This is a genomic window from Nocardia sp. NPDC019395 (assembly GCF_040632335.1).
Classification (GTDB): domain Bacteria; phylum Actinomycetota; class Actinomycetes; order Mycobacteriales; family Mycobacteriaceae; genus Nocardia.
Window position 1 is genome coordinate 19328 of the sequence record NZ_JBEYBT010000009.1, and the last position, 20820, is coordinate 40147.

Here is a 20820-nt window from a genome sequence, read left to right on the forward strand (position 1 = left end):
CTCATGCCAGAGGCCGTCATCGTTTCCGTTGCTCGCTCCCCCATCGGACGCGCCAACAAGGGGTCGCTGGTGAGCATGCGGCCCGACGACCTCGCCGCGCAGATGGTGCGCGCCGCGCTGGACAAGGTCCCCGCCCTGTCGCCCGCCGATATCGACGATCTGATGCTCGGTTGCGGCCAGCCGGCCGGTGAGGCCGGATTCAACCTGGCCAAGGTCGTCGCCACCCAGCTGGGCCACGACTATATGCCCGGCACCACGGTGAACCGCTACTGTTCCTCGTCGCTACAGACGACCCGGATGGCGTTCCACGCAATCAAAGCCGGTGAGGGTGACGCGTTCATCTCCGCCGGTGTGGAAACCGTCTCCCGGTTCCCGAAGGGCACCGCCGACGGCTGGCCCGATACCCACAACCCGCTGTTCTCCACCGCCGAGGAGCGCACCACCACCCGGGCGCAGGGCGGCACCGGCTGGCACGATCCGCGCGAGAACGGTGACCTGCCGGATATCTACATCGCGATGGGCCAGACCGCCGAGAACGTCGCGTCCTTCACCGGAATCTCCCGCGAGGACCAGGACCACTGGGGCGTGCGGTCGCAGAACCGCGCCGAGGAAGCCATCAAATCCGGTTTCTTCGAACGCGAGATCACCCCGGTGACCCTGCCCGACGGCACCGTCGTCTCCACCGACGACGGCCCCCGCGCCGGCACCACCTACGAGAAGATCTCCCAGCTCAAGCCGGTGTTCCGCCCCGACGGCACGGTAACCGCCGGTAACGCCTGCCCGCTCAACGACGGCGCCGCCGCACTGGTGGTCATGAGCGATACCAAGGCCAAGGAACTGGGCCTGACCCCGCTGGCCCGCATCGTCTCCACCGGCGTCTCGGGTCTCTCCCCCGAGATCATGGGCCTGGGCCCGATCGAAGCGGTGCGCAAGGCCCTGAAGCTGGCCGGTAAGACCATCGGCGATATCGACCTCTACGAGATCAACGAGGCCTTCGCCGTGCAGGTCCTCGGTTCGGCCCGGGAACTGGGCATGGACCTGGACAAACTGAATGTCTCGGGCGGCGCGATCGCCCTCGGCCACCCGTTCGGTATGACGGGTGCCCGCATCACCGCCACCCTCCTCAACAACCTGCAGACCCACGATAAGCAGTTCGGTCTCGAGACCATGTGCGTCGGCGGCGGCCAGGGCATGGCGATGATCATCGAGCGCCTGAGCTGATCCTTCGGCGCCGCCTCCGGCGGCGCGGGGCCGGGGCCCTATTAACCCCGGTCTTCACTCCCGCCGGTCGGTCGCTGCGCTCCCTTCCTCTGGTCGCTCCAGACCGGGGCGGGCCCCGGCCTCGAAGGTGAACCGTCCGGTCAGGAGACCTGGAACCAAGGGTTCGGGATCGGTTGACGCACGGTATGCAGCCCACAGGTAGGCCCCTGTACGGAATCGTGATCCGTACAGGGGCCTACCTCTGCATTCCCCGCCGAGCCGGCATCGCGACCGAGAGATCAGCGGAGGCCGGCCCGGTAGAGGTCGCGCAGTAGCGCGATCTCCGCACCGTGGTGCAGTAGCTCCCGCTGCGTATGCAGCACTATTCCCGCGGTCGACCAGTCGGCAAGCATGCTGCCGGGCGGCCCCGCCGGCTCGGCCAGCCCGGCGACACCCAGTCCGGCGACACCGTCGATCCACGCCCCGTAGGCGGCGTCGAGCTGCCGGAGCGCCGCCTCGGCCGTCCCGGCGTAGCGGAACGAAGCGAAATCGACAGGCGGACCGCCGAAGCGCTCCGAACCGGACGCCAGCAAGACGATCACATGCCCCAGCCGCCACCCGATGGTGGTCACCGGAGCCGGCTCGGGGGCGGGTATCGCGAAGTCACAGACGAATCCACCGTCGGCGGGGCGCACCGTCCACATACCGGATACCGGTTCCCAGAAGTACTCCTCGTCGGTGAGCCCGTCGAGCCGGGGGCGCAGCTGCCTCGACCAGTGTGTTTCGAGCTGGGCCCGTATTTCGGCATTCCAGTCCACATCCATGGCGTAGACCCTGTCGGCCCCGTGCGACATCGGCAATCGTTTTTCCGCCACCATCCCGTGAACGCTCTCCGGCAACCCGGGACCTAGCAGAGCGCTTCACCGCCCCGCGCGGGCACCCGTATCGGGTGGCGTCAGAGCTTCGCGAGGCGGTCCTGTTCCTTCTGGTATGCACGCCACGCCTGCTGTGTCGGGGTCGGTTTCGTGGTGAGGGCCGCCCAGTCGGCCGAGCGGACGAAGTTCACCACCATCAGAACCGGCAGGATGAACGCCTGGAACAGGATCAGGTAGCTGCCGCCCTCGAAGACGAACGCCAAATATCCCGCGTAGCCGAGGAACACGGCACCGAGGATGGCGTTGAGCCACCGGGACGCCTCGCTCTGCCCGCCCTTGACGACAGCCATCACGATCATGACGGTGCCACTGAGCGCGAGCATTCCGACGTACCAATCGAACATGGTCTTCCTTCCGACGCATCGTGCGCCCCTCTGGCAGCACCCGATGATCGAAAGGAAATCGCGAGCCTCTTGTCGAACGCTTACCGAGCCCTTACGCCGGAATCGGTCGTCACGGCATCGGCACCCTGCCCCGGGCCTGCGCCGGACAGATTCAGCACCCGTGTGAACCCGCTCAACCGGCCGTTTCGCGGGGCACAATCCATTCCATCGGCTGGCCCGTGAGATCGCCGATGAGGTCGAAGTCGTGGTCGTAGTGCAGGACGGTGAGTTCTGCGAGTTCGGCCGTGGCGGCGATTATCAGGTCCGGGAGCGGGCGGCGGTGTTGCCCACGCCGGGCGAATTGCCGCTGGACGTCGAGAGCTCTTTTCATCGCCGCGCCATCAGTTGCTGCCCAGGGCAAAGCTTCCAGGGCCGTGCTGAGGCGTAGATAGTCACTGCTGTTGCGGGCCGAGTAGAGCAGTTCGAGGGCGATCATTTCGCAGACGGCGAGACGACCGGCCGCTATTTCGCGGTCCAACCGACGAGCAGCCTCTTCGGAGGTATACCGCTGGGCGTGGGCGGATTTATCGGCAAGGTAGACCGCTGCGCTCACTCCCAAGCTCCGCGCATCGTCTCTGGATCGAGGTCGAGTTGCAGGGCCCGGAACGTTTCGACGGCTTGGGATCGGCGTCGCTCGGCGAGCACATGCGCGAGGGCGCGGTTGACCGTCTCGGTTTTGCCGTGAGTACCGAGAACGTGTGCGACTTCTTCCCAGTTGTCATCTAGGTCGATCGTGGTGCGCATCTCGATACCTCCAAAAGTGATGCAATGATCAGCTGATCAATGATAGCAATCTGGCACCCAAAGCAGCATCCAGTACGCGCTGCTTTCGAGCTGCGCACAGCTCACCCAGCGCATGCCACGGAATGGTGAGAACAGGAACAAAAGAAGGTGGCTCCCGTTTGGGAGCCACCTTCTGTGTTGCGTTTACCGCGCCGGAACGGCCGGGTTCACTAGTCGCTCTGGAAGTAGCTGAGCAGGCGCAGGATCTCGACGTAGAGCCAGACCAGGGTGACCGTGAGGCCGAGGGCGACACCCCAGGCGGCCTTGGGCGGGGCCTGGGCGCGGATGAGCTGGTCGGCGGCGTCGAAGTCGAGCAGGAAGCTGAACGCGGCGATGGCGATGACCACCAGGCTGAAGATGATCGCGATCGGGCCGCCGTCGCGCAGGCCGAAGCCGCCGTCGGTGAAGAAACTCGCGATCAGGTTACCGACGACCAGGACCAGGATGCCGATCATGGCGCCGATGAGCATGCGGGTGAATCGCGGGGTGACCCGGATGGCACCGGTTTTGTACACGACGAGCATGCCGGCGAACACACCGAAGGTGCCCAGGATCGCCTGGCCGATCATGCCGGCGCCACCCGCACCACCGAAGCTGACATCGGTGAACATGAACGACAGGGCGCCGACGAAAACGCCCTCGGCCAGCGCGTAGGAGAGCACGATCGCGGGGTTGTCCATCTTGCGACCGAAGGTAGCGACCAGGACGAGAACCAGGCCGATGATGCCGCCGCCGATGACGAACATCGGGGCGAGTGCGTTGTTGGCGCTGGTCAGCAGGTAGGTGACCAGCGCGGAGAGCGCGAGGACACCCAGCGTGATCCCGGTTTTGGTGACCACATCGTCGATGGTCAGCGACCGGGTCGGCGCCTGCGGATAGGGCTGCTGTTGATACTGCTGCGGGTACTGCTGGTTGCCGTACTGGTAACCCAGTTGCCCCGCACCGGCCGCACCCGAGGCGAAGCCGGCGTAACCGGCTTCCTGCCGGGGCAGGTTTCTGAATACCGGATTGCTTGTGGCGCGCACCGCAAATCCCTTTCTCGAAAGTTCGTTGGCCATACCTGGGCACGACCGTCGGTCTCGAGCTGTCACTCGATATCCAACTGCTTTGTCCAACGTGCGCCACCCCCGGCGGAGTTCCCGGCGGCACGACAAGCCAGACAAACCGGACCTTACCGCCGGGCAGGCGGTCATGGGCCGTGGACGGCCGATCGACGCTGTCCGGTTATCCACACCCGACCTCGGCCGATCCGGATACACACCGGTTCACACCGTGGCGAACTCGATACGGAGGGACTCTCGCCTATAACTGTGACCGTGGCCGACTACATCACCATCATGAGGATCACGATGATGATGACCAGCCCGATCAGCAAGCCGATGGTGACGGCCACGGTCGGGCTGAGCTGGGCGGAACCGGCCGGAGCCGGGGCCGCCGGGGCCGCGACCGGGTTCACCGGCTGCGTTTGGGCACGGCGCGGCAGCGGGCCCGAACGGGGGCTGCGCAGACCGGCAGCGGAATTACGGGCCGCCCACGCGGGGATGGTGCCGTCCTCGGTGCGTACCGGCGCGCCGAGGATATTGCCGGCGGCGCCGGGACCGAAAGCGGCGGCCAGGATCTCGTCCCGCGCCTGCGCCATACTGGGGCGACGCTGCGGGGCCGGTTCCATCATGTGCAGCAGGGCGCGGGTGAGCACCCCGCTGCGAGTCGGCGGGTTGATCTGCGCCATGGCGGCGCGTTCCACGATGGCGTCGCTGTCGTCGTCCATACCGAACGGCGGCCGGCCTTCGATGGCGGTGTAGAGGCTGGCGCCGAGGGAGAAAACATCGCTGGCCGCGGTGGGCTGGGCGCCGCGGGCCACCTCCGGCGGCAGGTAGGCGGGGGTGCCGGTGATCATGCCGTCGGGTTCGTCGGATGCCTCGGTGATATTGCGGGAGATACCGAAATCGCTCAGCTTCGCCATCCCGACCCCCGGGCCCCGGTCGGCGACGAGGATATTGCCCGGTTTGATATCGCGGTGCACGATCCCGACGGTGTGCGCGGCGGCCAGCGCGTCGGCGACCTGCGCGCCGATCTGCGCCACCTCGATCACCGGGAGGGTGCTCACCAGCCCGAGCGCCCGGGCGATACTGCGTGAGGGCAGATGCTCCATCACCAGCCAGGGCTCGCCGGCCTCGAGTACGACGTCGTAGACGGCGATGGCGTGCTCATGGGAAAGCTTCGCCGCGACCCGGCCCTCGTGCACGATCCGGTCCCGGATCTGCCGGGCCTCCGCTTCGTCCAGGCCGGCGGTGGACAACACCTGTTTGATAGCGACGTCACGGTCCAGCAGCCGATCGTGAGCCAGCCATACCGCCCCCATACCGCCACCACCCAGTTTCGACTGCAGGCGGTACCGGCCCGCTACCAGATAATCGGGGCCGACGATGGAACGGGGGCGATCGATCATGCTGTGAGACTAGTCGAATTCGGTGGTAGCTGGCCGGTTTCGGAATCGGCGCCGGACAACACGTGATCGCATTCACGACACCCCGTCGTAGTTACTCCGGGCATGCTTCCCGGTCCGGACTTTCGTGGCTAACATATCGAATGTATGTTCGAACAATAAGTCCACTCCGGTAGTTGTCCACCCCAGCGGTTCGGGCCCGTCTCGGATCTGCAGCGACGGAGCGAGGGAGCGCAGCAACTGAGCGGAGGAGTGAAGATTCGAGACCAAGGGGGCCCCGAACCCGCGCGCGCCAGCGCGCCGAAACACAGGAGCGGCGGAGTGAAGAACCGAGACCAAGGGGGCCCCGAACCCGCGACGCCGGAGGCGGCGCAAATAACCAAGACGAGCGGCGCGCGCCTGCGGGAACTGGCCGAGCTGCGGCGGGCGCGGGCGGCGGGTGCTGGATGTACGCAGCGAACGGGCACCGCGCCCCGCGGTGCGACCGGAACCCGAGTGCCGGTCGCACCCGCATCAACGGTCCGGCGCGAGATACTTCCGGTGCCACCCGCACTCGCCCCGCTGCTACCCGACCGCGGCCTCGTCAAGGGGTCGGTGGTCTCCTACACCGGTGCCGGATCGCTGCTGGCCGGGTTACTCGCCGCGGTCACCGGACCGGGTGGGCACGCGGCCGCGGTCGGCCTGCCCGGGCTCGGCCTGCTCGCCGCCGCGGAGATGGGTGCCCGGCTGGACAGACTGGCCGTGATCGCCGACGCCGGCCACGATCCGGTGGAGGTGGCGGCGGTGTTGCTCGACGGGATGGAATTGGTCGTACTCGGCCTCGGCGATACCGCGGTCACCCCTGCCCGTGCCCGGGTGCTCGCCGCAAAAGCCCGCGGAAAGGGGTCCACGCTGCTCGTCACCGGCGGCCCTTGGCCCGCCCCGGACCTGAGTCTGGAAAGCCGGGTGGCCGGGTACACCGGTCTCGGTACTGGCAGCGGGCGGATCCGCTCCATAAGCCTCGATATCGAAGTCCGCACCCGAGCCGGGGCCCCGCACCGGGGCCGGCTGGCCGCGCGCCCGCTCGGCGGCCGGGTGGAATGGATCGCCCTCGATGACATCGCCCCGGCGCATGTATCGGATCAGCCGGAAAATGCGGGTCAGGAGAGTCCAGTTGCTTCCTGACCGCCCGCGTTCGGCGCCACGGGTGCTGGCCGTCTGGTGCCCCGACTGGCCGGCGGTCGCGGCGGCGGCCGGGGCCGGGCTACCCGCGGATCAACCGATGGCGGTATTGCACGCGAACCGGGTCGTCACCTGTTCGGCTACCGCCCGCGAGGCCGGGGTACGACGTGGCATGCGTAAACGCGAGGCGCAGAGCCGATGCCCGGAACTCTGTGTCGCACAACCGGACCCGGACCGCGACGCCCGGCTTTTCGAACCGGTCGCCGCGGCCGTCGACAGCCTCGCCCCCGGAGTGGAGGTACTGCGCCCCGGACTGCTCGCGCTGTCCGCACGCGGGGTGATCAGGTATTTCGGGTCGGCCGAGGCAGCCGTCCGGCAACTGCTCGCCGCCCTGGCGGCGGCCGGGGTGGAAGCACGGATCGGTATCGCCGACGAACTCCCGACCGCGATAATCGCCGCCCGGCACAGCACCCTCGTGACGCCCGGCGAGGACGCGCGGTTCCTGGCCCCGCTGCCGATCACCGAACTGGCCGCCGAACCCGGCCCCGCGGAGCGGGAACGCGCCGCGCTGCTGGATCTGCTGCACCGGCTGGGCCTGCGCCGGATCGGCGATTTCGCCGCGCTGACCCCCGCACAGGTCACCTCACGTTTCGGTGCCGACGCGGTCCTGGCACACCGCCTCGCCCGCGCACTACCCGAACGGCCTCCCGCACCCCGGGGCCGCCCACCGGAGGTGGAGATCCGGCTGCCCTGCGACCCACCGATCGACCGGGTCGACACCGCGGCCTTCACCGGGCGGCTGCTCGCCACCCGGCTGACCGCGGCGCTGTCGGCCGCCTCCCTGGCCTGCACCCGGCTGGAGATCCGCGCGGAAACCGCGGCCGGCGAGCACCTGTCCAGGGTCTGGCGCTGCGCCGAACCACTGACCGCCGATAACGTCGCCGATCGGGTGCGCTGGCAACTGGACGGCTGGCTCACCCGACCGGCCACCGACCGGCCCACCGCCCCGATCACTCAACTGCACCTGATCCCGGTGGAAGTGGTCGCGGCTGGAGCCCTGCAACTCGGACTGTGGGGCGATACGGGGTCCGGGGACGAACGCGCGCTCCGCGCCCTGGTCCGCGTCCAGGGGCTGCTCGGCGGGGACGCGGTGCGGGTAGGTGTTCTCGGTGGCGGCCGCGGGCCCGCCGAACGGGTCACCATGGTGACATTCGGCGACGAGGCGGCACCCGATACCGATCCGGCACCGCCCTGGCCGGGCCGGATCCCGGAACCCGCACCCGCGGTGATCATGATCAACCGTCCGCGGGTGGCCCTGGAATCAGCCGACGGCACGCCGGTCCGGATCACCCCACGCGGACGGTTCAGCAGCCCACCCGTGCGGTTGCGCTGGGGACGGTCCAGCTGGCGGCTCACCGCGTGGGCCGGCCCCTGGTTGCTCGACGAACTCTGGTGGGCGCCCGGCGCGGCGCCGACGGCCCGGGCCCAAGTGGAACTACCGGGGCCGCACAGCCTGCTACTGCTCGCTCGTGACGATCAATGGTGCGTCGAGGGTCTCTACGAATAACGCGAATGCCGGGCCGGCTCAGTACGATTCGCAGGCATCGAAGGCAGCGTCCTTATCCGCGTTGAACGTATCGATCTGCCCGTTGACCTCATCTATCGAGGCATTGCGTTCCAGGAGATCGGCCAGGGATCGCAGATTGTCGCGGTAGGTGCGCAGCGGGACCGAGACGTCATTGGGAACATCGGGGTTGAGTGCGTCGTCGATACCGTCGGCGGCACCGCGCAGTGCGGTGATCGCGGCACCCTTCTTGGGCTCGAGGTCCGGCGCTTTGTGGTCACTGGCATCGATATAGGCGTTGAACGCGTCGACCGCGGGATTGTTGCGGTCGCGCAGTGCGTCGCATACCTCGGTCGCCGCGTCCGCGGCGGCGGCGGCGCGGGAGGACGATGCCGCGACCGACGAGGACTTGACCTCCGATGTGTACAGCTGCAACTCGCTCTGGTTCACCTCGGCGGTACCGGTCACCGTGTTGGAGCAGGCGGCGATGAATCCGCCCGCGACCAGGGCGGTCGCCGCGGCGGCGAGACTGGCTCGTTCGAGTCGTCGCATCGGTATCGAAACTCCCCTCGGATGCCCACGACCCCGTATTTCGCCCCGGCGCGCCGGACATCTGAGCCACCGGTGCTGTCAACCGTACTGTGTCGTGTCTGTTTTCGACTGCCCAGGTTGGCATTGTCGATCAACCGATACTGCTCGCCGGGCGCTCTTATCCGTTGGCGATATCGATGACCAGGCGATTCGGCATAGTGGCCGTGGCGACGGTGAATCCCGGTTCGTCGGCGCCGACACCGATGAACGACTGGGTGATCCCTTCGAACACCGTCGTGCGATACACCCCGGCGATCCCGGGAACAGCCGGGTCGGTGGCCGGATCCGGACCGGCGTAGGGCGCCACTCCACTGTCGAACGGGTATGCCGAACCGGTGATCCGGACCTCGAGCACGGACCGGCCCGCCACATCCAGTTCCCGGCCACTGCCGTCCTGAACCGCCCGGCCCGTGTACCACGCACTCCACCCGGGGGTGCCGGGTCCGCCCAGGTAGTACTCGACCCGGTCGAAACCGGCATGGCGGCTCATCCGGATATCGGTCACGGTGAGCATGGCGTCCGGCGAAGCCTCCGCCTGCTTCGGCACCGTATCGTCCGGCGCCGGCGCCGGCTCTCCGGGTATCGGCAGCGGCGGAAGCGGCAATCCGGGGATATCGGCCTGCGATCTGGGCAGCCCCGGACTCTCCGGGGAGCTAACCGGCGGTGTCGACCCCGAGTCGGCGCACCCCGCGAGACACGCCAGCATTGCCGCCACCACCAGAACACGCCCGGTACGCATGCGCCCGATGCTAACCGGAGCAGGCACTGTACTGCGGGAACGCGCACTCGCACGGTGTGCCACCGATCGTGGCACCGGTACTGCGCGGCACCCGGAATCCCACCCCGGCGAAGCGTATCCGCGGGGTGGGCGGCAGCGCCCGGCAACGATCTAGCACACTTGTCTCGTGCGAGATGTGGAGGACCTATTGGGAAGGTTGCGCCGCCACCCGGATGTGGAGGCCGCGAACCTGTACGCCGTCGATGCCGCCGACCGCCTCCTTCTCGACGTGGCCGCGGACGCGCTCGCCACCGCCGAGCCCGGAACCGTTGTGGTGATCGGCGACAATTACGGCGCACTCACTCTCGGCGCCGTCGCGGCCCACGACCTGCACCGGATCCGGGTCCATCAGGACCTGCTGACCGGTGAACTCGCCCTGGCCGCCAACGCCCGCGCGCACGGCCTCACCGACCGCTACACCGCGCACGCACTCGACGAAAGCCTGCTGCGCGACGCCACCGTGGTCCTGCTGCGACTACCACGGGTACTGGCCGGGCTCGCCGAAATCGCCGATACCATCGCGCGCTACGCCGCCCCCGGCGTCCAGGTGTTCGCCGGCGGCCGGGACAAATACCTGACCAAGGCGATGAACGATGTGCTCGCCGAATCCTTTGCCGAGGTACGGGCCAGCCGCGGCCGGCAGAAATCGCGAGCCCTGCTGGTCAGCGGACCGAAACCGGTTGGCGATTCACGGTTTCCGCTGCGTGACCATATCGGCGAATTCGATATCGATGTGGTCGCCCACGGTGCCGCCTTCTCCGGGGCGCGCCTGGATATCGGCACCCGGTTCCTGCTCGAGCATCTGCGCGCGATGAAACCCGATGCCCGCGATGCCATCGACCTGGGGTGCGGAACCGGAATTCTGGCGGTCGCGCTCGCCAGATCCCGCCCGGGTATCGCGGTGGTGGGCACCGACCAATCCGCCGCCGCGGTGGCCTCGGCGACCGCCACCGCCGCGGCCAACCAAGTCGCCGACCAGGTCACGGTGGTCCGCGACGATGCGATGTCGGCCGCCGCCGACAACAGCGCCGATCTCGTGGTGTGTAATCCGCCGTTCCACGTGGGCGCCGCAGTACACACCGGTTCGGCCATCAAGATGTTCTCCCAGACCGGCCGCGTCCTACGGCCGGGCGGCGAACTGTGGACGGTCTACAACAACCATCTGAACCATCGCAACGTGGTGGAGCGCATGGTCGGCCGCACCGAGGTGGTGGGACGCAACCGGAAGTTCACGGTCACGCGCTCGGTCCGGGGCCTGCACGGTGTTTTTGGCGCCGCCTCCGGCGTCGCGGGGTCGGGGCCCTATTAACCCCGTGTCTTCACTCCTCCGCTCAGTCGCTGCGCTCCTTCGCTCCGTCGCTGCAGACACGGGGCGGGCCCCGACCGCAAAGGTTGGACCGCCGGCCACGCAGAAACTCGACCAGGTCACCGAGCGCGAGCGATATCGCGTTGTGGACAGTGGACAGTGAGCAGGCGCACGGGTCGCCGGCGACTGCCGTCGAAGGAAGGCGGCTACCCGGCATCAGCGCAGGCGGTCGCGCCTCAGCCGAGACAGGCCACCGGTCGGGAGACGTCGTCGGCGTTACCGGGGCAGGGCTCTGCGGACCCGGCCAGGAATCCTGGCCGGCTCAGCGCGCGGCGGTGCGAGTCAGTCGATGCGCCGGCGGTGGGCCCAGCGCGTGAGTGCGTTGCGGTTGGACTGCTGGGTTTTGCGCAAGACGTTCGAGGCGTGGGTTTCCACCGTTTTCACCGAGATGAACAGGTTCTCGGCGATCTCCCGGTAGGTGTAGCCGCGGGCCAGCAGGCGCAGCACCTCCAGTTCGCGGGGTGTCAGCGAATCGAGTTCCGGATCCAGCGGCGGTTCGGGCACCGGGGATTTCCCGGTGAACGAATCCAGCACGAACCCGGCCAGCCGCGGACTGAACACCGCGTCACCGCCGGCCACCCGCCGGATCCCGTCGGCCAGTTCGGCACCGGAAATCGTCTTCGTGACGTACCCACGGGCGCCCGCCCGGATCACCGCGATCACATCCTCGGCGGCATCGGAAACACTCAACGCCAAACACACCGGCCCACTGTGGATACCGTGCAGCACCGCGACCCCACCCCCGTCCGGCATATGCACATCGAGCAGCACCACATCGGGTTTCGCGGCATTGATCCCGGCCACCGCTTCGGCCACGCCCCCGGCCTCCCCGACCACTTCCATATCGGTTTCCCGGCTCAACTCGGCCCGCACCCCGGACCGGAACACCGCATGATCATCCACGAGAAAAACCCGCACTGTATCTCCTTTGCGGCGCCTGCGGCGCCGCGGGTTTCGGCCCCCTCAGGCGTCGTGCCAAAGCCTACCCACGGCGGCGAAACCGCGAATAGTCGCAGCCGGGTCGAGGGATGCCCGCAGCTGGAACAAGCCCGCCGTGGGCGTCATCGAGGTATCGGGTGCGGCCGCCGCGGCGGCTCCGGTATGTGGGCGGGGTCCGCGGTATGCGTTTCGTCGCCACCGCCCGGCCCCGTTTCGGGATCCGCGCCGGCGTCGTTGCGCGGCATGATGACGCGGACCTCGGTGCCGCGGCCCGGCGCCGAAACGATCTCGACGGTCCCGCCCCGGCGCTCCACCCGGGCACGGATGGAGCGGGTGAGACCGTGTCGGTCCTCCGGGACCGAATCGGGATCGAAACCGGCGCCGCGGTCGCGGACGAACACACTGACCTGGTGGGGTTCTGCCTCGGCGAACAGGTCGATATCGGTGACGCCGGCGTGTTTGGCCGCGTTCACCAGCGCCTCACGCGTCGCGCCCAGGACAGCGGTGAAATGTTCCCTCGGCAAACCGGATCCGCGGTCTTCACCGTCCATCGCCACATCGCCGACGGTGACCGGGGTGACCTTCACACCGTGCTGATCCTCCACCTCACCGGCGATGGTGCGCAGGGCTGCGGACAAACTGGATTCGGCGGGGCCGGAATCGGCGAAAAGCCAGCGCCGCAATTCCCGTTCCTGACTCCGGGCCAGGCGCAGTACCTCCTGCTGGTCGCCGGCCTGGCGCTGGATCAACGCCAAGGTCTGCAGCACCGAATCGTGCAGATGGGAGGCGATTTCCTCGCGCTCTTCGTTGCGGATGCGGGCGGCGCGTTCGGCATTCAGCGTATGCATCATCCGCAGGCCGAGCGGAACAGTCAGCAGACCCACGCCGATCAGGGTGGCCGCGACCGCCAGCAGCGCCGACCCGAGCGAACCCCAGTCGACCTGTGACAACACCACCACCGCCAGCCCGGCGATCACCAGGGTCACCCCGGCGATGATCCGCGACCAGGTGACCACCGACGGTTTCGCCGGTATGCCGACCAGCGAACGCGGGCCGTCGGCGTCGTACTCCCGCCACACCAGCGCCGCGCCCACCGCGATCACCAGCAGCGGCGCGATCACCCGGGCCGCCGTACCGCTGAACGCCCACGACACCGCCACCGACAGCCCGAGACCGAGCATCGCCAGACCGATCGCCTGCCGCCGCTCGGTCCCGGACGGGCGGGCATCGTCCGCACCACCCGGCGTGAAGATCCACAGCAGGCCGTAGGCGACTATCCCCGCGCCGGCGAGAGCCGACAGCAGCACGAAGACCATCCGGACCTTGAGCACGTCGATCCCGAGATGGTCGGCGACCCCACCGGCCACACCGCCGACGATCCGGCCACCGGAGCGGCGCACCAACCGTTCGCCATCCGTCCCCGGTTCGGCCACGGGGCGGGTGGCGCCCCGCGCATAGAAGGCAGGTCCGAACGGGCACATACCCTCGATACTGGCACGTCCGCGCCCCGGGCAGCCATGGGGAAACACCCTGAGATATCCAGATCGACGGTGGTCGGGGAGTTTTTCCGGAGCAACTTCAGGGTTCACCCGGATGTGTGGCAGGCCACGGCGAGCGGACCATTGAATTCATGACGAGAACCAGCTTCGGTGATCAACTCCAGCAGTTGTGGCAGACCCGGCCGGCCCGCCTGCCCCGGCAGGGGCCGATCGCCGGAGTCGCGGCCGGGTTCGGGCACCGCTACGGCATCGACCCGGTACTCGTACGGGTGGCGTTCGTGGTGTCCACCATTTTCGGCGGGGCCGGGATCGTGCTGTATCTGGCCGGGTGGCTGCTGTTCCCCGAACCCGGGGAGGGTGCGTCGATGGCGGAATCGCTCACCCGGAAACGCCAGGATTCGCAGAGTCAGACCAAGACGATCGTGCTGATCGTGGCGCTGGCGATCGCGGTGAGCACCATGGGCCCGGTGGGAGTCGGCCTCGGCGGGTCCGGGGTGGTCGGCCTGGCACTCATGCTGGCGGGCTGGTGGATGCTGTATTTGCGTTCCCCGCAGCCGCCGCCGCTGCCGCCGGGCGCTGCCGCGCCGGAGTCGGTCACAGGGCCGGGAACGACCGGGTATCCGGGCACCGCGTTCCCCCAGGGCGGAACGGATCCCTACACCGCGCACAACACCGGTATCTACACGCCCTACACCAAGCTGCCGGACCGGTACATTCCGGACAGCCCGCCCGAGACCGCTGCGCGGCCGACCGGAACCGACCCGGGTCAGGTCTCCCCCGAGGAGTCGGGCGGCGGGGCAGGTGGCCCGCAGCTCACCAAGCGTCCCGGCACGACCTCGGAACCTCCGGCCGGCCCGGCAGCGGATTCCACGGCTGCCGCCAGTGCCCTCGCCGAACCCTCGACCGACGTGTCCGCCGGCCGGTCGAGCGCTACCGGTGACCAGGTCCAGGGGGCCGCCACCGGTTCGCCGGAGTCGCGGCAGGATTCGGCGACCCCGGAGAAGAATCCCGGACAGGACACGACCTCGGATACCGATCCCGGCCGCGCCCCCGACCGTCCACGGCCGGCAGGCAACACCGTCAGCATGAGCAAGACAACGGGCCCCGGCCTCGCCGACCGCACGCCGCCCTCGTGGGATCCGCTGGGTGTCGCACCGCTGGCCTGGGACCTGCCCGAACCCGCCCCGGAACGCGGCGTCGCGGTAACCACCGAAAAACGGCCGCGTTCCCGCTTCACCGCCGTCGTTCTCGGCCTGGCCGTACTCGCGGCCGCGGGCGCCGGCGCGGCCGCGGTGGCCGGGGTCGACTGGATGACTCCGGGACGGATCGCCGCGATCGCGCTCGCGGTGATCGGCCTGGGGCTGATGCTCGGCGCCTTCCGGCGACGGGGCCACGGCCTGTTGCTCGTGACTGCTCCGCTGGCGGCGTTCGTCATTCTGGCGGCGGCGATCGGCCCGGTCGATTTCCAGAGTTCGACCATGGGAGACCGCACCTGGGCCCCCGCCTCGGCCACCGATGTACGACCGGATTACGCGGTCACCATGGGATCCGGGACGCTGGATCTGCGCGGTATCGACCTGACCGCGGACAAGACGGTCGATCTCTCGGTCCAGATGGGTCAGGCGGTGGTGCTGGTGCCCGAGAACATGAACGTGCGCACCGAATGCACCGTCCGGATGGGCGAGGCGAACTGTCCCGACGGGCTGACCGGCCCCGGTGGGGATGCGCCGGTACTGAACTTGAACGTGCAGGTACGGATGGGCGAGGCGGAGGTGCGTCGTGGCTGAGCAGCAAACGAACCCGCATACGGAGGCCCCCGGCGGATGCGGACCGTCCGGCCGTGCGCATCGGCCGGGCCGCTTCTCCCCCGGATTGTTCGTGATCGGCCTGCTGGCACTCCTGGTGAGTATCTGGGCGCTGACAGGCCCGGCGCAGTGGGAGTTCGCGGCCATGATCCCGATCGGCTGGATCGTCGTCGCGGCGGCGATCGTAGCGGGCCTCGTACTGGTGATCTCACCCAGAAAGCGCCGATAACCCGGCTCCCGCCCAGTTCTCGTCGAACACCGGACCGCCCGGACCTTCAGTTGAAGGTCCGGGCGGTCCGTTATCGGCTCACTCCCATTCGATGGTGCCCGGCGGTTTGCTCGTCACATCGAGCACCACCCGGTTGACCTCGCTCACCTCGTTGGTGATCCGGGTCGAGATCCGCTCCAGCACCTCATAGGGCAACCGGGTCCAGTCCGCGGTCATCGCGTCCTCACTGGATACCGGCCGCAAGACGATCGGATGCCCGTAGGTGCGGCCGTCGCCCTGCACGCCGACGCTGCGCACATCGGCGAGCAGCACCACCGGGCACTGCCAGATCTGGCCGTCCAGGCCGGCCGCGGTGAGTTCTTCTCGCGCGATGGCGTCGGCCTGCCGCAGGGTCCGCAACCGGTCCTCGGTGACCTCGCCGATGATCCGGATCGCCAGACCGGGCCCGGGGAAGGGCTGGCGGGCCACGATCTCCTCCGGCAGGCCCAGTTCACGGCCGACCGCCCGGACCTCGTCCTTGAACAGCAACCGCAGCGGTTCGACCAGCTCGAATTCCAGATCGTCGGGCAGCCCGCCCACATTGTGGTGGGATTTGATGTTCGCGGTACCGCTGCCCCCGCCCGACTCCACCACATCCGGGTACAGGGTGCCCTGCACCAGATATTCGACCGCCGGCGCATCCTGCCCTGCCGACTGCTCGCCGACTACCTCGCCCACCGCGTCCTCGAAGGACCGGATGAACTCGCGGCCGATGATCTTGCGTTTCTCCTCGGGGTCGGTGACCCCCTTCAGCTCGCCCAGGAATTTGTCCACCGCGTCCACAGTGACCAGCCGGGCCCCGGTGGCGGCGACGAAATCGCGCTGCACCTGTTCCCGTTCGCCCTCCCGCAAGAGCCCGTGATCGACGAAAACGCAGGTCAGCTTGTCACCGATGGCACGTTGCACGAGGGCGCCCGCCACCGCGCTGTCCACGCCGCCGGACAGACCGCAGATCGCGTGCGATTCCCCGATCTGCTCCCGGACCCGCTCGATCATCGCCTCGGCGATATTCGCCGGCGTCCACTCCGGCGCGATACCCGCCATCTCGTGCAGGAACCGGCTCAGCACCTGTTGCCCGTGCGGCGAATGCAGCACCTCGGGATGGTATTGGACACCCGCCAACCGGCGAGCGCGGTTCTCGAACGCCGCGACCGGAGCCCCCACCGTGGTCCCGGTGACCTCGAAACCGGCCGGCGCGTCGGTCACGGCGTCCCCATGACTCATCCACACCGGTTGCACCCCGGGCAGTCCGGCATGCAGCAGGCCACCGTCGATATCCAGTTCGGTACGGCCGTACTCGCGCGTGCCCGTATTGGTGACGGTGCCGCCCAGTGCCTGCGCCATCGCCTGGAATCCGTAGCAGATACCGAAAACCGGCACGTCCAGATCGAAGAGCCGGGGGTCCAGGGAGGGTGCCCCCTCCGCGTACACACTCGCCGGGCCGCCGGAAAGGATCACCGCCAGCGGCTGCTTCTCGGCGATCTCCGCCACGGTCGCGGTATGCGGGACCACCTCCGAGTAGACACTCGCCTCCCGGACCCGGCGGGCTATCAGCTGCGCGTACTGCGCACCGAAGTCGACAACAAGAACGGGTCTCTGGGAACGTGTCACCTGCAAGAGTCTATTGCTCTTGTGCCGCCCCGAGCCCCGCGGGGTTGACGCCGGAGCCAGACCACTCAGGCCCGGACACTCAAGCCCACCTTCTGGAACTCCTTGAGGTCGGAGTACCCCGCCTTGGCCATCGATCGGCGGAGTCCGCCGACCAGATTCAACGATCCGAACGGGTCATCCGACGGACCGGTCAGCAACTGTTCCAGGCTGGGGCGGACAGGCGCCGGACGCGACTGGCCGAGCAGGAGTTCGTCGGCCAGATCCCACGGCTCGTCCAGCGACAGCAGCGAACCCCGCGGCACCGAGGGGTGGGCGGCTGCCGACGGCCAGTACCAGCCCCGTCCGGGCGCCTCAGCGGCAAGCGCGAGGGGCGCCCCGAGCATCGCCGCGTCGGCGCCGCAGGCGATAGCTTTCGCCAGATGTCCCGAGGTGTTGATATCGCCGTCGGCGATCACGTGCACGTACCGGCCGCCGGTTTCGTCGAGATAATCGCGGCGGGCCGCGGCCGCGTCGGCGATGGCGGTGGCCATCGGCACCCCGATACCGAGCACCTCGCCGGTGGTGGTGGCACCCGGCTGCGACCCGTAACCCACGATCACCCCCGCCGCTCCGGTCCGCATCAGATGCAGCGCGGTGCGATGATCGCTGACCCCGCCCGCGACGACCGGGACGTCGAGTTCGGCGATGAAAGTCTTGAGGTTCAACGGTTCGCCCGCACTCACGTGCTCCGCCGAGATGATGGTGCCCTGTACCACCAGAAGATCGATTCCGGCCTGTAGCAGTCCGGGAGTCAGTGCCTGTGCGTTCTGCGGACTCACCCGCACCGCGACCGTGACTCCGCCGGCCCGCACCTGCGCCACCGCCGCGGCGAGCAGGTCCGGCTGCATGGGTGCCGCGTGCAATTCCTGAAGAAAGGCCACCGCCCGCTGATAACTACCCTTATCGGCGAGTTCGAGTAACTGATCGATCTTGGCCGCCACGTCGGAGTGCCGGGCCCACAGCCCTTCACCGTTGATAACGCCCAACCCACCGCGCCGGCCGATCTCGATGGCGAATTCCGGGGAGACCAGGGCATCGGTCGGGTGGGTCAGGAACGGGATATCGAACCGGTAGGCGTCCAACTGCCAAGCCAGCGAGACCTGGCTCGCGGAACGGGTCCGGCGCGAGGGAACGATATCGACATCGTCCAACTCGTAGGTCCGGCGAGCCGTCCTACCCATACCGATCTCGACCATATCGCGCACGAAAAACTCCTGTGTTTTTGGCGCCGCCGCGGGCAGCGCGGGGTCGCGACCCCTTTGGCGTCCACTTCCGTCCCACGAAGCTCACGCCTTCGGGGCGCCTATACGCTTCGAGAGCTGGTGGGACACACGGCCGCAACCCTCTAGTGGGCCTCGTAGAACTCGGCACCGATGTTCCTGCGTTTCACCTGGTGAACTCGCATATTGCGACTAAACCTTACACACCCGGTCATAGCCCGGCTCGGACGGCTGCCGGTCCGGGAAGATACCAAGCAGGGCCGAGCCACATTCCGGGGGCGGGGCCCGCCCGGTTCTGGAGCGACCAGAGCGAAGGAGCGCAGCGACTGAGCGCCGGAAGTGAAGAACCGGGTTAACAGGGCCCCGCCCTCGAGCCGCGGAGCGGCTCCAAAAATACAGCCCGCCCCTTCACGGATGGTCCACGCCGGGGGCACGGTTCCCGCATGATCCACACCCCAGGCGCGATTGCCGCATGAACCACACCCCAGGCACGGTCCCCGCATAGCCCACACCGAGAGCTTCCACGGTGGTCCACGCCGGGGACGCGGTTACCGCATGACCCACGACCTCAGAGGCGACGCCGAAGACACAACCCGCCCCTACTCATCTCCCGGTGTAGTTCGGAGCTTCGACCGTCATCGTGATGTCGTGGGGGTGGCTTTCCTTGAGACCCGCCGCGGTGATCTGGACGAACTGGGCATCCTGCAGGCCCGGGATCGTCTGGGCGCCCGTGTAGCCCATAGCAGCACGGAGTCCGCCGACCAGCTGGTGGATCACCAGGCTCACCGGACCGCGGAACGGCACCCGGCCTTCGATACCTTCCGGGACGAGCTTGTCCTCGGCCAGTACATCGTCCTGGAAGTACCGGTCCTTGGAGAAGGACTTCTGCTGCCCCCGGCCCTGCATCGCGCCGAGAGAACCCATTCCGCGGTAGCTCTTGAACTGTTTACCGCCGACCAGGATCAGTTCGCCGGGCGATTCGGCCGTACCGGCGAGCACCGAGCCGAGCATCACGGTGGAGGCGCCGGCGGCAATGGCTTTGGCGATATCGCCGGAGAATTGGATACCGCCGTCCGCGATAACCGGAACCCCCGCGGGCGCGCATACCGCGACCGCTTCCAGGATCGCGGTGATCTGCGGGGCGCCGACACCGGCGACCACGCGAGTGGTGCAGATGGAGCCGGGGCCGACACCGACCTTCACCGCGTCGGCACCGGCTTCGACCAGTGCGGCGGCTCCGGCCCGGGTCGCGATATTGCCGCCGACGACCTGGATCCGGTCACCGACCTCGGCTTTGACCTTGCTGACCATGCTGAGCACCTGGCGCTGGTGTCCGTGCGCGGTGTCCACGACGAGCACATCGGCCCCGGCGTCGGCCAGCGTCATGGCACGCGACCAGGCATCGTCGCCGACGCCGACCGCCGCGCCGACCAACAGCCGGCCGTCCCGGTCCTTGGTGGCGTCGGGGAACTGATCGGTTTTCACGAAGTCTTTGACGGTGATCAGGCCGAGGAGCCTGCCCTCACCGTCGACGATGGGGAGTTTCTCCACCTTGTGGCGACGCAGCAGACCGAGCGCGGCCTCCGCGGTGACGCCCTCCTGCGCGGTGATCAGCGGCGCCTTGGTCATCACATCGGCGACGCGCCGGTTCTGATCTACTTCGAACCGCATATCGCGATTGGTGATGATGCCGACCAGCGCGCCCTTTTCGTCTACCACCGGCAGACCCGAGATCCGGAACCGGGCGCACATGGCGTCGACTTCGGCCAGCGTGTCGGTGGGGCGGCAGGTCACCGGGTCGGTGACCATTCCGGCCTCGGACCGCTTGACCGTCTCCACCTGGCCGGCCTGGTCCGCGACCGAGAGATTGCGATGCAGGACACCCATACCCCCGGCCCGGGCCATGGCGATCGCCATCCGGGCCTCGGTGACCGTATCCATCGCGGAACTCACCAGCGGCGTCCGCAGCTTGATCTCCCGCGTCAGCTGACTCGATGTCTCGACCGAGCTCGGAATCAGATCCGAGGCCGCGGGGAGCAGCAGGACATCGTCGAAGGTGAGGCCGAGCATGGCGATCTTGTTCGGATCGTCACCACCCGTAGGAGGGCGGACAACGGTGCGCTCGCCCGATACGGGATTACTCATTGGGATCGACCCCTCCTGGACGTCGGCGAAGCTATCGGTACGACGATCCGATAGCGAACTGTTACTGGGAACAAACTTCCGGCGCCG

The 20820-nt window shown here is 68.3% G+C and carries 19 protein-coding genes; 6 read left to right on the forward strand and 13 right to left on the reverse strand.

What is annotated here, in order from left to right:
- Positions 1-3: 3 nt before the first annotated feature.
- Positions 4-1221 (forward strand): acetyl-CoA C-acetyltransferase, encoded by a 1218-nt coding sequence (locus ABZ827_RS20470; protein ID WP_357238754.1) that lies wholly within the window; start codon positions 4-6, stop codon positions 1219-1221.
- 278 nt (positions 1222-1499) lie between these two features.
- Here ABZ827_RS20470 and ABZ827_RS20475 read toward each other — a convergent pair whose 3' ends face one another.
- The 6 genes from ABZ827_RS20475 to ABZ827_RS20500 form a co-directional block, all read right to left on the reverse strand.
- Positions 1500-2054: a DinB family protein gene (locus ABZ827_RS20475; protein ID WP_357238756.1), complete on the reverse strand. Its 555-nt coding sequence runs from the start codon at positions 2052-2054 to the stop codon at positions 1500-1502.
- A gap of 101 nt (positions 2055-2155) precedes the next feature.
- Positions 2156-2479, reverse strand: coding sequence for a hypothetical protein (locus ABZ827_RS20480; protein WP_357238758.1), 324 nt, complete (start codon positions 2477-2479; stop codon positions 2156-2158).
- 172 nt (positions 2480-2651) lie between these two features.
- Positions 2652-3071 carry a PIN domain nuclease gene (locus ABZ827_RS20485; protein WP_357238760.1) on the reverse strand — a complete coding sequence of 140 codons (420 nt, stop codon included), beginning with the start codon at positions 3069-3071 and terminating at the stop codon, positions 2652-2654.
- Positions 3068-3262, reverse strand: a complete 195-nt coding sequence (locus ABZ827_RS20490; protein ID WP_357238762.1) for a type II toxin-antitoxin system VapB family antitoxin — start codon at positions 3260-3262, stop codon at positions 3068-3070. The genes ABZ827_RS20485 and ABZ827_RS20490 overlap by 4 nt, the downstream gene beginning before the upstream one ends.
- Positions 3263-3471: 209 nt before the next feature.
- Positions 3472-4326, reverse strand: a complete 855-nt coding sequence (locus tag ABZ827_RS20495; RefSeq protein WP_357238764.1) for a Bax inhibitor-1/YccA family protein — start codon at positions 4324-4326, stop codon at positions 3472-3474.
- A gap of 299 nt (positions 4327-4625) precedes the next feature.
- Positions 4626-5750, reverse strand: coding sequence for a serine/threonine-protein kinase (locus ABZ827_RS20500; RefSeq protein WP_357238766.1), 1125 nt, complete (start codon positions 5748-5750; stop codon positions 4626-4628).
- A 318-nt stretch (positions 5751-6068) separates the two neighbouring features.
- Between ABZ827_RS20500 and ABZ827_RS20505 the strand changes: the two genes are divergently transcribed.
- Entirely contained in the window at positions 6069-6911 is an 843-nt protein-coding gene (locus ABZ827_RS20505) for a hypothetical protein (protein WP_357238768.1), read from the forward strand.
- Entirely contained in the window at positions 6901-8475 is a 1575-nt protein-coding gene (locus ABZ827_RS20510; protein WP_357238770.1) for a DNA polymerase Y family protein, read from the forward strand. The genes ABZ827_RS20505 and ABZ827_RS20510 overlap by 11 nt, the downstream gene beginning before the upstream one ends.
- An 18-nt stretch (positions 8476-8493) precedes the next feature.
- Here the strand turns inward: ABZ827_RS20510 and ABZ827_RS20515 are convergent, their stop codons facing one another.
- The gene (locus ABZ827_RS20515; RefSeq protein WP_357238772.1) at positions 8494-9024 is read right to left on the reverse strand and encodes a hypothetical protein; all 531 of its coding nucleotides are present in this window, start codon (positions 9022-9024) and stop codon (positions 8494-8496) included.
- Between the two features lie 157 nt (positions 9025-9181).
- Entirely contained in the window at positions 9182-9610 is a 429-nt protein-coding gene (locus ABZ827_RS20520) for a hypothetical protein (RefSeq protein WP_357238774.1), read from the reverse strand.
- 358 nt (positions 9611-9968) lie between these two features.
- Between ABZ827_RS20520 and ABZ827_RS20525 the strand changes: the two genes are divergently transcribed.
- Positions 9969-11150, forward strand: a complete 1182-nt coding sequence (locus ABZ827_RS20525) for a methyltransferase (protein WP_357238776.1) — start codon at positions 9969-9971, stop codon at positions 11148-11150.
- Between the two features lie 339 nt (positions 11151-11489).
- Here the strand turns inward: ABZ827_RS20525 and ABZ827_RS20530 are convergent, their stop codons facing one another.
- Positions 11490-12125 (reverse strand): response regulator transcription factor, encoded by a 636-nt coding sequence (locus tag ABZ827_RS20530; protein ID WP_357238777.1) that lies wholly within the window; start codon positions 12123-12125, stop codon positions 11490-11492.
- A 143-nt stretch (positions 12126-12268) separates the two neighbouring features.
- Entirely contained in the window at positions 12269-13627 is a 1359-nt protein-coding gene (locus ABZ827_RS20535) for a PspC domain-containing protein (protein WP_357238779.1), read from the reverse strand.
- A 149-nt stretch (positions 13628-13776) separates the two neighbouring features.
- Between ABZ827_RS20535 and ABZ827_RS20540 the strand changes: the two genes are divergently transcribed.
- Positions 13777-15432: a PspC domain-containing protein gene (locus ABZ827_RS20540; RefSeq protein ID WP_357238781.1), complete on the forward strand. Its 1656-nt coding sequence runs from the start codon at positions 13777-13779 to the stop codon at positions 15430-15432.
- Positions 15425-15679 (forward strand): hypothetical protein, encoded by a 255-nt coding sequence (locus ABZ827_RS20545; protein ID WP_357238783.1) that lies wholly within the window; start codon positions 15425-15427, stop codon positions 15677-15679. The genes ABZ827_RS20540 and ABZ827_RS20545 overlap by 8 nt, the downstream gene beginning before the upstream one ends.
- A 78-nt stretch (positions 15680-15757) precedes the next feature.
- Here ABZ827_RS20545 and guaA read toward each other — a convergent pair whose 3' ends face one another.
- The 3 genes from guaA to guaB form a co-directional block, all read right to left on the reverse strand.
- A complete protein-coding gene (gene guaA / locus ABZ827_RS20550; protein ID WP_357238785.1) occupies positions 15758-17335 on the reverse strand; it encodes a glutamine-hydrolyzing GMP synthase in 1578 nt (525 codons plus the stop codon).
- A 59-nt stretch (positions 17336-17394) separates the two neighbouring features.
- Positions 17395-18573, reverse strand: a complete 1179-nt coding sequence (locus ABZ827_RS20555; RefSeq protein ID WP_357238786.1) for a GuaB3 family IMP dehydrogenase-related protein — start codon at positions 18571-18573, stop codon at positions 17395-17397.
- A 618-nt stretch (positions 18574-19191) separates the two neighbouring features.
- Positions 19192-20733, reverse strand: coding sequence for an IMP dehydrogenase (gene guaB, locus ABZ827_RS20560; protein WP_357238788.1), 1542 nt, complete (start codon positions 20731-20733; stop codon positions 19192-19194).
- Positions 20734-20820 lie beyond the last annotated feature (87 nt).

Excerpts from the sequence above, each read along its gene's own strand:
- ABZ827_RS20470 (WP_357238754.1), top strand. The coding sequence starts at position 4 with ATGCCAGAGGCCGTCATCGTTTCCGTTGCTCGCTCCCCCATCGGACGC.
- guaB (WP_357238788.1), bottom strand. The coding sequence starts at position 20,733 with ATGAGTAATCCCGTATCGGGCGAGCGCACCGTTGTCCGCCCTCCTACG.
- ABZ827_RS20475 (WP_357238756.1), bottom strand. The coding sequence starts at position 2,054 with ATGTCGCACGGGGCCGACAGGGTCTACGCCATGGATGTGGACTGGAAT.
- ABZ827_RS20515 (WP_357238772.1), bottom strand. The coding sequence starts at position 9,024 with ATGCGACGACTCGAACGAGCCAGTCTCGCCGCCGCGGCGACCGCCCTG.
- ABZ827_RS20490 (WP_357238762.1), bottom strand. The coding sequence starts at position 3,262 with ATGCGCACCACGATCGACCTAGATGACAACTGGGAAGAAGTCGCACAC.
- ABZ827_RS20535 (WP_357238779.1), bottom strand. The coding sequence starts at position 13,627 with ATGTGCCCGTTCGGACCTGCCTTCTATGCGCGGGGCGCCACCCGCCCC.
- ABZ827_RS20500 (WP_357238766.1), bottom strand. The coding sequence starts at position 5,750 with ATGATCGATCGCCCCCGTTCCATCGTCGGCCCCGATTATCTGGTAGCG.
- ABZ827_RS20480 (WP_357238758.1), bottom strand. The coding sequence starts at position 2,479 with ATGTTCGATTGGTACGTCGGAATGCTCGCGCTCAGTGGCACCGTCATG.
- ABZ827_RS20540 (WP_357238781.1), top strand. The coding sequence starts at position 13,777 with ATGACGAGAACCAGCTTCGGTGATCAACTCCAGCAGTTGTGGCAGACC.